Here is an 11,800-nt window from a genome sequence, read left to right on the forward strand (position 1 = left end):
AGCCATGCAGCGTCGCACCGGCTTCCGATTCCGACGAGTGCTGCTGGCGGTGAGCCTCACCGCCGGCCTGGCGGCTTGCGGGGCGCCGGGCGGTGACGGCGGCCAGGCGGCGAACCCGTCGGCCGTGCCGGACAAGCCGAGCAAGCCCGTCGACCTGAACATCCTCGACATCGCGGGCAACCTGCAGCTGACCAAACAGATGATCGAGAACTTCAAGGCCGCGCACCCGGAAGTGCTCTCGAAGGTCACCTATTCGACGGCGCCCGCACCGAGCATGGCGGGCAAGCTCAAGGCCGAGCAGGACGGCGGCGTCGCCCAGACGCACCTGGTCCTCAGCGGCACCGACGGCCTGTCCGCCGGCATCGCGAACGGCACCCTGGCCAAGGTGCTGCCGGACTTCTCGAGCCGGTTCCCGAACCTGATGCAGAACTACCTCGAGCCCGCGGCCAAGATGCAGGAGCTCGCCAACGGCTACGGCGTCGAGGTCGTCTACTACCCGTCCGGCCCGCTGCTGGAGTTCAACCCGTCGGCGGTCCCGCAGGCCCCGGCGTCCCCGCAGGCGCTGCTCGACTGGGCCAAGGCGCACCCGGAGAAGTTCCAGTACGCCCAGCCGTCGAACTCCGGCCCGGGTCGCACGTTCCTGATGGGCCTGCCGTACCTGCTCGGCGACAAGGACCCCAAGGACCCGGACAAGGGCTGGGACAAGACCTGGGCGTTCCTGCAGGAGCTGGGCAAGTACGTGAAGTACTACCCGTCCGGCACCACCGAGACGATGAAGAACCTGGCGTCGGGCTCGGTCGACATGATCATGTCGACGACCGGCTGGGACATCAACCCGCGCAAGCTCGGCACGGTGCCCAACACGGTGAAGACGGCGATCATGCAGCCGATGCACTGGGTCACCGACGCCCAGTACGCGCTCATCCCCAAGGGCCTGTCCCCCGACCAGGAGTCGGCGATCCTGCAGCTGATCGCGTGGATGCTGAAGCCGGACCAGCAGGCGATCGCCTACGACGACGGCTACTTCTACCCCGGCCCGGCAGTCAAGGACGTCACGCTGCAGATGGCGCCGCAGAAGAGCCAGGACACGATCAAGCAGTTCGGGCGCCCGGAGTACGAGCAGTGGATCGCGCAGTACCCCAAGGAGACCTCGCTGCCGGCCGAGCAGCAGGTGAAGGCGTTCGACAAGTGGAACCAGCTGGTCGGCGGCTCGAAGGTCGGCAAGAAGTGACGTTCGAGCAGCTGCGGCTGGACGGGGTCTCGCGAAGCTTCGGCTCCGCGAACGCCCTGAGCGGCCTCGACCTCGCCATCGCCCGCGGCGAGTTCGTGGCCCTGCTCGGCCCGTCCGGCTGCGGCAAGTCGACGGCCCTCAACTGCCTGGCCGGCCTGCTGCCCCTGACGGGCGGCAGCATCTGGCTCGACGACACCCGCATCGACGGGCAACCCCCGGAGCAGCGCGGGTTCGGGATGGTTTTCCAGAACTACGCGCTGTTCCCGCACATGACGGTCCGCGCCAACGTCGGCTTCGGCCTCAAGATGCGCAAGGTCGGCCGCGCCGACGCCCGCCGCCGGGTCGACGAGGCCCTGCGCCTGGTGCAGCTCACCGACCACGCGGCCAAGTTCCCCGCGCAGCTTTCCGGCGGGCAGCAGCAGCGCGTCGCGATCGCCCGCGCGGTCGTGCTGGAGCCCCCGGTCGTCCTGATGGACGAGCCACTGTCCAACTTGGACGCCAAGCTCCGGCTCGAGATGCGCATGGAGATCCGCCGCCTCCACCAGACGCTGGGCCTGACCACGGTGTACGTCACCCACGACCAGGAAGAGGCCCTGTCCCTGGCCGACCGCCTGGTGGTGCTGCGCGAGGGCGCGGTCCAGCAGATCGGCACCCCCGAGGAGGTCTACGCCCAGCCGGTGAACAGCTACGTCGCGTCGTTCATGGGCTACCGCAACCTCCTGGACCTGACGATCACCGCCACGACGGGCACCACGGTCACGGTCGAGGGCACCGGCGTCCGCTTGACGGGCCGCGGTTCCCGCATGGAGGGCCCGGCCAAGGTGGCGATCCGCCCGGAGGACTTCGTGGTCGGCGACGGCGCGGACAACGCCCTTGACGTCACGGTCGAGATAGTCGAGTACCACGGCCGCGAGCTGTCGATCTCGGCCCGGCTGGCGAGCGGCCTGCCGGTCTACTTCCGGACCGACAAGCGCCTGGCGCCGGGCGACACGGTCCAGATCGGCGTGCCGGCCGAGCGGGTCCTGGTGTTCGCGCCATGACCGCCGCGAGTGTCGCCGCCCCGGTTGGCCTGGCCGCCCCGGTCGCATTAGTCCGTGCGAGCCATGGGGGCCGCTCCAGTGGTCTCGCCGCGCTCGCTGCGCGGGTTGCCTTGGCGGTCGCGCCGTGACCGCCGTGGTGAGTGCCCGCCCGGCGCTCCGGCACCGGCTCGCCGAACGCGGGGTCGACCGGACGCTGGTGCTCCTCGTGCCCGGCTTGCTCGTCATCCTCTGCCTGTTCCTGTACCCCTTCCTCTACGGCCTCCAGCTGTCCTTCGCCCCGCGCAAGGGTGGTGTCTTCGCCAACTACGCGCGGTTCTTCAGTGATCCCTACCTCCGTGACACCATCTGGACCACGCTGTCGATCGCGCTGCCCGCGACGTTCGTCAACGTCCTCGCCAGCATCCCGATCGCCTACGTCATGCGTGGCCGCGTGCGGGGCAAGCGCCTCCTGACGACGATCCTCGTCGTGCCGATCACGCTCGGCACGGTGCTCACCGCGCAGGGCCTGATCATGTACGGCGGGCCGGCGGGCTGGCTGAACAAGGTGCTCACCGTCCTCGGCGTCACCGACCAGCCGCTCCCGCTGATCCACAACTACACCGGCGTGCTGCTCTCCCTGGTGATCACCGGCTTCCCGTTCTCGTTCCTGCTGACGTTGTCCTATCTCTCCGGCATCGACCCCTCCTTGGAGAAGGCTGCCGCGACCCTCGGCGCGAACTGGGTCCAGCGCTTCCGGCGGATCACGCTGCCTCTGCTGGCTCCCGGCCTGGCGATCACCTTCTGCCTTTCGTTCGTCATGGCGTTCTCCGTCTTCCCGAGCGCGCAGCTCGTCGGCGACCCCGCGAACGAGACGCGCGTCATCTCGATCGCGGCCTACCACGCCGCGTTCGAGGAGTACGACTACTCGATGGGCTCGGCCGTCGCGATGCTCATGGCCGTGGTCATGCTGATCGTGATCGGCCTGGTGATGGCGTGGCGCGGCACGCTGTACCGCGGAGCGACCGGAGGCAAGGGATGACCGGTTGGGTCGCGCGTCCCGGACGTTGGGTCGTCTGGGCCGTCGTCGTGTTCTTCTTCGTCAACCTCGCCGGTGTGGTGCTCTCGGTGGTCGTCGACTCGTTCGGCAGGCAGTGGTTCGGCACCTGGCTCCCGGACGGCTTCACCACCCACTGGTACGCCGACGCCTGGCGCGAGTTCGGTCTCTCGGACGTCCTCCTCACGACGGCGGTCGTCGCCCTGGTGGTGATCGCCGTGTCGGTGGCCGTCGGCGTTCCGGCCGCCTACGCCCTGGCTCGCCGCTCGTTCCCCGGCAAGCGCCTGGTGATGCTGCTGTTCGTGCTGCCGATCCTGATCCCTCCCATCACCTACGGCATTCCGCTGGCCACCGTGCTCTACAAGTTCCACCTGGCCGGCACGACCACCGGCGTGATCCTGGCGAACCTGGTGCCGTCGGTGCCGTTCGTCGTGCTGACCATGACGCCGTTCATCGAGCAGATCGACCCGAAGATCGAAGCCGCGGCGCGCATGTCCGGTGCGCGGACCGTCTCGGTGTTCACCCGGATCCTGGGTCCCCTGCTGCTGCCGGGGATCCTGGCCGCCTCGATCCTGGTGCTCGTCCGGACGGTCGGCATGTTCGAGCTGACGTTCCTCACCGCCGGCCCGGACTCGACGACCCTCGTCGTCGCCCTCTACAACTCCGTGTTCGCCGCGGGCATCCGCGCGAACCAGTCGGTCGACGCGATGGCGACCATCTACACCGCTTCCATGCTCGTGCTCCTTCTCGTCGCGTTGCGGTTCGTGAACCCGACCCAGCTGGTGACCCGGATCCGGGAAGAGAGCTAGTCCGTTCGCTCATGTGATCGACATTACCGCGAAAGTCGAACATGTGATCGACACGATCGGGCGAACCTGACGCTTGCCGCTCCCCCGAGGGGAGGTGCCAGGCTGACGGCATGCGGTATTCGATCGGCGAGCTGGCCCGCCGGACCGGCCTCACGATCAAGGCCGTCCGGTTCTACTCCGACCGCGGCCTCCTGCCGCCGTCCGGACGCACCACCGCAGGTCATCGCCGGTATGACGACGCCGCACTCGCCCGGCTCGGCCTGATCCGCACGCTGCGGGACCTGGGGGTCGACGTCGCCACGATCCGCCGGATCGTCGACGGCGAGGCGACCGTCGCCGACGTCGCGGCGAGGCACGCCGAGGCCCTGGACCTGCAGATCCGCGTGCTGCGCGTACGGCACGCGGTGCTGACGACCGTGGCGAAACGCGGTTCGACCCCCGAGGAGACGACGCTCATGCACGAGCTGGCCCGACTGTCCGAAGGGGAACGACGTCGCCTGGTCGACGACTTCCTCGCCGAAGCGCTGGGCGACCGCCCCGAACTCGCCGGGGTCGCCCGCACGTTGACCCCGGAACTGCCCGAGAACCCCGCCCCCGCCCAGGTCGAAGCCTGGATCGAACTCGCCGGGCTAACTCAGGACAAGGAGTTCCGCGCCGTCCTGCGCCGGCTCGTCGAGCAGCACGAAGGCGGCCTGCGCCGTGACTTCGCGGCCGAGGTGCGCGACGCCGTCGGGCCGGCCCTCGAAGCCGGCGTCGAACCGGGCTCGCCGGAGGCCGCCGCGATCGTCGACGGTCTCCGGCGTGACCCCGGTGAGCTGCGGGAATGGCTCGGCGCCGTCAACGACCCGCGCCGGGAGCGCTACCTCCGGCTGCTCGCGGTGATCAACGGCTGGGCCGCTCCGGAAAGCCTGAAGCCGGCCCTCGACTGGCTGGCGGCCGCGACGACGCGCTGACCCACGCCAGCGCGTCCGCGGCCGGCCGGGCGTCGACGCGGCTTCCGTCACGCAGCCGCAGCGAAAGCAGACCCGCCGCCGCTTCCCGCGGCCCGATCACGGCCTGGACCGGCACCAGCCGCCCGTCCCGGATCCGCGCGCCGAGGCTGCCCTCCGCCGCGATCTCGGCCCGCAGCTCCCCGCACCTGTCCAAAAGCGACTGCGCGTAGGGCAGCTCCGCGGCGGAAACCGGCAGCAGCCGCAGCTGTACCGGCGCCAGCCAGGCCGGGAACGCGCCGCCGTGGACCTCGACCAGCTGCGCCACCGCGCGTTCGACGCTGCCGATGATGCTGCGGTGCACCATGACCGGCCGGTGCTTCGCCCCGTCCGCGCCGACGTACTCGAGGCCGAACTGTGCGGGCTGGTGGAAGTCGACCTGGACGGTGGACAGGGTCGATTCGCGGCCCGCGCTGTCGGCGATCTGGACGTCGATCTTCGGTCCGTAGAAGGCCGCTTCGCCCTCGACGGCGTCGTACGGGAGCCCGTCGAGGACCGAACGCAGGATTTCGACGCTCCGGTCCCAGTTCCCGGCCACGTACTTCCCGCCGGGACCCGGGAGGGAAAGCCGGTAGCGCGAAGGGCTGATGCCGAGCGCGTCGTAGGCCCGCCGGATCAGGTCCAGCGCCGCGGCCGCCTCCGCCTCGACCTGGTCGAGAGTGCAGAAGACGTGCGCGTCGTTGAGCTGGATCGCGCGCACCCGGTTCAGGCCGCCGAGCACGCCGGACAGCTCGCTGCGGTACATCGCGCCGAGCTCGGCCATCCGCAGCGGCAGCTCTCGGTGGCTGCGGCCGCGCGAACGGTAGATCAGCGCGTGGTGCGGGCACAGGCTCGGCCGCAGCACGAGTTGCTCGCCGCCGACGTCCATCGGCGGGTACATGTCGTCGCGGTAGTGCGACCAGTGCCCGGAAACCTCGTACAGCTCGCGTTTCGCGAGCACGGGCGAATGGACGTGCTGGTAGCCGGCGCGCCGTTCGAGGCCGCGGACGTACTCCTCCAGGCTGTGCCGGACGAGCGCGCCGTCGGGCAGCCAGTAGGGCAGGCCGGCGCCGATGAGCGGGTCGCCGCCGAACAGGCCGAGTTCACGGCCGAGCTTGCGGTGATCGGGCATGGTGGTCTCCTCGCGGACGGCGAGGCGGTGACCACAAGACGAAGCCCGGGGCGACCGCCCCGGGCTTTCGTGAGCATGGATCAGCGCGCCGGGACACTTTCCGGCGTCGTCGTGTTCGCTGCGCGCTTCATGTCTTCGACGGTAGCAAGGGGCGCCAGCCCTTTTCGCGGTCGCGTCGTGATCCTGCGGAACGGCTAGGCCAGGAACAGCTCCAGCTGTTCGACGACGAACGCGTGGTCGTCGGCTTGGGGCAGGCCGGACACGCCCACCGTGCCGACCGGGCCGACGCCGCGGACGATCACCGGGAACACGCCGCCGTGGGCCGCGTACTCGTCCGGGTTGAGGCGGGAGTCCTGCTCGAACGAGCCGCCCTTCGCGCGGAACCGGGAGCCGACCAGGAAGGAGCTGTGGCCGTAGCGGTCCACGACGCGGCTCTTGCGGTCGATCCACGCGTCGTTGTCCGCCGACGTGCCCGGCAGCGCCGCGTGGAAGAGGCGCTGGCCGTTGCGGCGGACCGAGATGGTCACCGGCAGCCCGCGTTCGCGCGCGGCGGCGAGCAGCTGGGCGCCGAGCGCCAGTGCCGTCTCGTTGTCGAACTTCGTGAACTGGAGGCGGTCCTCCTGGTCGGCGAGCTGGTCGAGGTCGGTCATGCGGGCCATTAAATCAACACTGTTGTTTAATTGCCAGTGAACTCGGTCAGGGACAGCACGTTGCCGTCCGGATCGGCGAACCACGCGATCCGGCCACCGGGCGTGGTCCAGATTTTGTCGGTGTCCTGTGGCAGCGTGTCGAAGGTGAGGAACTCCACGCCACGGCCACGCAGTTCGGCCACCGCTGCCCGGATGTCGGCGACCGCCCAGCCGAGGACCGTGAACGGCTGCGGCGTGAACTCGGCGACGGCGGTGACGCGGAGCATGGTCGCGCCACTGCGGAACACACACGCGAAGGGGGACTGCTCGATGAACTCGAGCCCGGCGACATCCGTGTAGAAGGCACGTGAGCGCTCCAGGTCGGCCGAGGGTGCGAAGGCGACCAATTCCGCTGAGCCGAGCATGGGAACTCCTCTCTCGGCGGCGAACGTACTCCTTGTCCGGCCCGCGGACGTGGGGAAAGCTCACCCGAGGAGGTGGGCATGGGCCGGGTCCGGCGGCGCACGGTGCTCGGCGGCGCGGCCGCGGCCACCGTCGCCGGCTCGCTGCCGGCCGCGTGCGCGGCTCCCGCCCCGCGAGCGGGCACGATCGACGACGTCCGGCACGTCGTGGTGCTGATGCAGGAGAACCGGTCGTTCGACCACTACTACGGCACCATGGCGGGCGTCCGCGGTTTCGGCGACCCCGCTGCGCTGCGGGACGTCTTCGGCCAGCGCGGCAAGGGCGCGCCGGTGCTGCCGTTCCGCATCGACACGTCCGTTGTGGACGGCCAGGACCTCACGGAGCTGCCGCACGACTGGAACACGACGCACCGCGCGTGGAACGGCGGCGCGTACGACGGCTGGGTCACCGCGAAGGGCCCCATGACCATGGGGTACTTCACGGACGACGACATCCCGTTCCAGCGCGCGCTCGCGAAGGCGTTCACGCTGTGCGACAGCTACTTCTGCTCGATGCAGGGCCCGACACAGCCGAACCGGCTGTTCCACTGGACCGGCACCGTCGACCCGGACGGCGTCGCCGGCGGTCCCGTCACGCACAACTTCCCGGACTACGAGCCGTCGTTCCGCTGGACGACGTACCCGGAACGGCTCGAGGCCGCGGGGATCACGTGGCGGATCTACGCGAACGACGAGGAGCGCGGCGTCCCCGAGCACTTCGCCGGCGACTACGGCGACAACCCGCTGTGGCTGTTCCGGAACTTCCACGACGCGCTGTACTCGATGGACCCGGTGCAGCACCGGCTGGCCGAGCGTGGAAACCTGCGCAAGAAGCTCCTGCCCGACTCCGGCAAGGGCGAGGACCTCGACCACGCCCTGGCCGACTTCATCGCCGACTGCGCGGCCGGGACGCTGCCGGCGGTGTCGTGGGTCGTGGCGCCGTACGGCTACTGCGAGCACCCGGCCGCGCGGCCGGTCGACGGCGCCGCCTACGTCCAGCGGATGCTGAAAGCGTTGTGGGACAACCCGGAGCTGTGGGAATCGACCGTCGTCTTCATCAACTACGACGAAAACGACGGGTTCTTCGACCACGTCGTTCCGCCGACGCCGCCGCCGGGGACGCCGGGCGAGTACCTGCCGGGGAACCGGCCGGAGCGGGGCGAGGCGTCCGGTGCGGGGGCGCCGATCGGGCTGGGTCCGCGCGTGCCGATGACCGTCGTTTCGCCGTGGAGCCGCGGCGGCTGGGTGAACTCGCAGGTCTTCGACCACACGTCCGTGCTGCGTTTCCTCGAGACGTGGACCGGCGTGCGCGAGCCGAACATCTCGGCGTGGCGACGCCTGATCTGCGGCGACCTGACCAGCTGCTTCGACTTCCGCACGCACGACCCGTCGATCCCGTCGCTGCCGGACGCGAACGCCTTGCGCGCCGAAGCCGCCCGGACGCAGCCGCGGCTGCCGAAGCCCGGGCTGGGGCCCGGTGCCCTGGTGCAGGACCCCGGCACGGCCAAGGCGCGCCCGCTGCCGTACCAGCCGGTCGCCTGGGTGACGGCCGGGCCGGGCGCGCTGCGGCTGCACCTGGCCAACCACGGGACGGAGGCGCTGCAGCTGGCCGCGTACGCCCACCACGCGGGCGGCGCGTCACAACGCTTCGACGTCGGCCCGCGCGGTGCGATGACGGGCGAAATCGCGTACGGCGAGTCGTACGACATCGCGATCCACGGCCCGAACGGCTTCGTCGTGGAGGCCTCGGGCGGCGCCGGGCTCGACGCGGCCGTCGCCTACACGGACGCGCCCGCGCTGCGGATCACGGTGACCAACAGCGGGCCGGAGCCGGTCGCGCTGAACGGCGTCACCCTCGCGCCGGGCGGCACGCGCGACTTCCCGGTGCCGGCGAAGAACGGCTGGTACGACGTCACGCTGAACGCGCCGGGGTGGCGCCGTCGCTTCGCCGGCCACCTCGAAGACGGCCGTCCGTCGCGGACCGGGCCCTAGCGGAGGGCGTCCAGCGCGAAGGCGGCGAGCATCGCGACCCCGCTCGGCATGGCGTCCTCGTCGAAGACCACCCGGTTCGAGTGGTTCGCCGCCGCCTCGACGGGGTCGACGCCGGGCGGGCACGCGCCCAGGAACGCGTACGCGCCCTGAACGCGTTGCAGGACGTAGGAAAAGTCTTCGGCGCCCATCAGCGGGTCGGCCATCAGTTCGACGTTCTCCCGGCCGAGCACGGCTTCCCCGAGCGCCAGGACTTCGGCGGCGACGCGCTCGTCGTTGACCGTCACCGGGTAGCCCGGCTCGACGTCGGCGACGACGCGGCAGCCGTACGCCGCGCCGACCTGTTCGCACACCCTCGGCAGCTCGGTGCGGACAAGCGAGCGCGTCTGCTCGGACAGCGTGCGGATCGTGCCCTCCAGCTCGGCGGTCTCCGGGATGATGTTCGTCGTCGTGCCGGCCTGGATCCGCGTCACCGACAGCACCGCGGGGTCGAACACGCTGACCCGGCGCGTGATCATCGTGTGCAGCGCGCCGACCATCGCCGCGGCCGCCGGCACCGGGTCGATGGTGTGCTGCGGTGCGGAGCCGTGGCCGCCCTTGCCGGTCACGAGCACCGAGAACGAGTCCGCGGACGCCATCTGCGGGCCCGGCCGGACCTGCAGGAGCCCGCTGCGGAGGTTGGCGAGGATGTGCACGCCGAACGCGCGCTCGACCCGCGTCCCGGCCGCGTCGAGCACGCCCTCGTGGATCATGAACCGGGCCCCGTGGTGGCCCTCCTCGCCCGGCTGGAACATGAACACGACCGACCCGGCCAGCTGGTCCTTGCGCCCCGCGAGCAGCCGCGCCGCCGAAGCCAGCATCGCGACGTGCGTGTCGTGCCCGCACGCGTGCATCGACTCCGCGTCCTCGGACGCGAAGTCCAGCCCGGTCTCCTCGGTCAGCGGCAACGCGTCCATGTCGCCGCGCAGCAGCACGGCCGGTCCCGGGCGCGCGCCGCGCAGGACGGCCGTCAGCGACGTCGTGGCCTTGCCTTCGGTGATCTCCAGCGGCAGGTCGACGAGGGCTTCGCGGATCGCCGCCTGGGTGATCGGGAGGTGGAGGCCCTGCTCCGGGCGGCGGTGCACGGCTCGCCGCAGCGCGACCGTGCGGTCTTGCAACGCCCGCGCGTCGCCGAGGAGGCCGGCGAACGGCGTGCCGGGCAGCGTGGGCAGATCAGTGGGGCCGGTCATGGTCCCGATAGTGCCCCATGCGGCGCTTCGGGCGCACCGTGCGTGCGTTCCGTCCGGGGGCGGAATACGGTGTGCGCATGGCGGTGGATGAGCCGGTCACGGGCTTCGCGGCAGCCGTGGTCCGGGAAGACGGTCGGTGGCGGTGCAGTGCGCTCGACCCGGGGGCGTTGACCGAGCTCGACGCGGCGATCACTGAACTGGGCAAACTACGTTCCACCGGCGCGAGCTTCGGGCTGCTGGCGGTCGACGACGAGTTCTTCGTCATCGTCCGGCCGAGCCCACGGGGGCCGTCGCTGCTGCTCTCGGACGCGGCGGCGGCGCTGGACTACGACATCGCGGCGGACGTCCTCGACGTCCTGCGCGTCGACCCGCCCGACGAGGAGGATGACTCCGTCTGGCCCGAGGGCGATCTGGAGATCCTCGCCGATCTCGGGCTGCCCGGGCCGGAGCTGCAGGTCATCGTCGCCGAGGTCGACCTCTACCCGGACGAGCAGCTGCAGATGGTCGCGCAGCGCTGCGGGTTCGGCAGCGAGTTCGTCAAGTTCCTGGACGAGCTCTGAGACGCCCGTCCGACACCGAGGCCGTGGAGGCCGCGCTGGAAGCCGCGCGGGCTCCCGGCGCGGACGTGCCGATCGGGGCGGTCGTGTTCGGCCCCGACGGCGCACCCCTGGCGGCGGCGCGCAACGCCCGCGTCGAGCTGGGCGACCCGACGGCGCACGCGGAGATCCTCGCGCTGCGCGCGGCGGCCCGGGTGGTGGACGACGGCTGGCGGCTGGAGGGCTGCACGCTGGCGGTGACGCTGGAGCCGTGCACGATGTGCGCGGGCGCGCTCGTCCTGGCCAGGGTCGCCCGGCTCGTCTTCGGCGCGTGGGAGCCCAAGACGGGGGCCGTGGGGTCGCTGTGGGACGTCGTGCGTGACCGCCGTCTCAACCACCGCCCCGAAGTGCACGGCGGCGTGCTCGAGCGGCAATGCGCCTCGGTCTTGGAGACGTACTTCGCGACGCTTCGCTGACCGGGAACCGCCGTCCGGAGTCGGCGGGCCGCGGCGGGCCCGGGTCCGCGCGGTGGCCCGCGACGTCCGCGCGAAGGCGACGAGCGCCGTGCGGGAAGCCCAGGTCAAGTGGCGCAACGGCCGGGCCGCCGACCCCTCGTGAGACCCGTGACGACCCTCCGGTATTGTTCTCGGCGGTGGCGTGTCCGAGCGGCCGAAGGAGCACGACTCGAAATCGTGTGACGGCTAATCCCCGTCCGTGGGTTCAAATCCCACCGCCACCGCTCT

The 11,800-nt window shown here is 71.1% G+C and carries 12 protein-coding genes and 1 tRNA gene; 9 read left to right on the top strand and 4 right to left on the bottom strand.

Annotation, left to right across the window (positions count from 1 at the left end; translation table 11 throughout):
* Positions 1-4 precede the first annotated feature (4 nt).
* From ACYVLJ_RS11575 to ACYVLJ_RS11595, 5 genes are all read left to right on the top strand, one after another.
* A complete protein-coding gene (locus tag ACYVLJ_RS11575; RefSeq protein WP_460438579.1) occupies positions 5-1,231 on the top strand; it encodes an extracellular solute-binding protein in 1,227 nt (408 codons plus the stop codon).
* Positions 1,228-2,271, top strand: coding sequence for an ABC transporter ATP-binding protein (locus tag ACYVLJ_RS11580; RefSeq protein WP_460438580.1), 1,044 nt, complete (start codon positions 1,228-1,230; stop codon positions 2,269-2,271). Before ACYVLJ_RS11575 ends, ACYVLJ_RS11580 begins: the two co-directional genes overlap by 4 nt.
* Before the next feature lie 124 nt (positions 2,272-2,395).
* Positions 2,396-3,289 carry an ABC transporter permease gene (locus tag ACYVLJ_RS11585; RefSeq protein WP_451969551.1) on the top strand — a complete coding sequence of 298 codons (894 nt, stop codon included), beginning with the start codon at positions 2,396-2,398 and terminating at the stop codon, positions 3,287-3,289.
* The gene (locus tag ACYVLJ_RS11590) at positions 3,286-4,113 is read left to right on the top strand and encodes an ABC transporter permease (protein ID WP_460438581.1); all 828 of its coding nucleotides are present in this window, start codon (positions 3,286-3,288) and stop codon (positions 4,111-4,113) included. The genes ACYVLJ_RS11585 and ACYVLJ_RS11590 overlap by 4 nt, the downstream gene beginning before the upstream one ends.
* A 110-nt stretch (positions 4,114-4,223) precedes the next feature.
* Positions 4,224-5,066, top strand: a complete 843-nt coding sequence (locus ACYVLJ_RS11595) for a MerR family transcriptional regulator (protein WP_460438582.1) — start codon at positions 4,224-4,226, stop codon at positions 5,064-5,066.
* Here ACYVLJ_RS11595 and thrS read toward each other — a convergent pair.
* The 3 genes from thrS to ACYVLJ_RS11610 form a co-directional block, all read right to left on the bottom strand.
* A complete protein-coding gene (gene thrS / locus ACYVLJ_RS11600) occupies positions 4,996-6,297 on the bottom strand; it encodes a threonine--tRNA ligase (RefSeq protein ID WP_460438642.1) in 1,302 nt (433 codons plus the stop codon). The two genes, ACYVLJ_RS11595 and thrS, sit on opposite strands and share 71 nt — an antisense overlap.
* A 110-nt stretch (positions 6,298-6,407) precedes the next feature.
* Positions 6,408-6,863 carry a heme-degrading domain-containing protein gene (locus ACYVLJ_RS11605; RefSeq protein ID WP_451969547.1) on the bottom strand — a complete coding sequence of 152 codons (456 nt, stop codon included), beginning with the start codon at positions 6,861-6,863 and terminating at the stop codon, positions 6,408-6,410.
* Positions 6,864-6,889: 26 nt separating this feature from the next.
* Positions 6,890-7,267 (bottom strand): VOC family protein, encoded by a 378-nt coding sequence (locus ACYVLJ_RS11610; protein WP_451969546.1) that lies wholly within the window; start codon positions 7,265-7,267, stop codon positions 6,890-6,892.
* Positions 7,268-7,345: 78 nt separating this feature from the next.
* Between ACYVLJ_RS11610 and ACYVLJ_RS11615 the strand changes: the two genes are divergently transcribed.
* On the top strand, positions 7,346-9,295 hold the full coding sequence (locus tag ACYVLJ_RS11615) for a phosphocholine-specific phospholipase C (protein WP_460438583.1): 1,950 nt from the start codon (positions 7,346-7,348) through the stop codon (positions 9,293-9,295).
* Here the strand turns inward: ACYVLJ_RS11615 and ACYVLJ_RS11620 are convergent.
* Entirely contained in the window at positions 9,292-10,521 is a 1,230-nt protein-coding gene (locus ACYVLJ_RS11620; RefSeq protein ID WP_460438584.1) for a M20 metallopeptidase family protein, read from the bottom strand. The genes ACYVLJ_RS11615 and ACYVLJ_RS11620 overlap by 4 nt on opposite strands.
* A gap of 77 nt (positions 10,522-10,598) precedes the next feature.
* Between ACYVLJ_RS11620 and ACYVLJ_RS11625 the strand changes: the two genes are divergently transcribed.
* The 3 genes from ACYVLJ_RS11625 to ACYVLJ_RS11635 all read left to right on the top strand — a co-directional run bounded on the left by ACYVLJ_RS11625 (position 10,599) and on the right by ACYVLJ_RS11635 (position 11,796).
* A complete protein-coding gene (locus tag ACYVLJ_RS11625) occupies positions 10,599-11,081 on the top strand; it encodes a tRNA adenosine deaminase-associated protein (protein WP_451969540.1) in 483 nt (160 codons plus the stop codon).
* A 23-nt stretch (positions 11,082-11,104) separates the two neighbouring features.
* Entirely contained in the window at positions 11,105-11,533 is a 429-nt protein-coding gene (locus ACYVLJ_RS11630) for a nucleoside deaminase (RefSeq protein ID WP_451969538.1), read from the top strand.
* A 175-nt stretch (positions 11,534-11,708) separates the two neighbouring features.
* A tRNA-Ser gene (locus ACYVLJ_RS11635) sits at positions 11,709-11,796 on the top strand.
* Positions 11,797-11,800 lie beyond the last annotated feature (4 nt).

It is taken from the genome of Amycolatopsis stemonae (assembly GCF_054781455.1).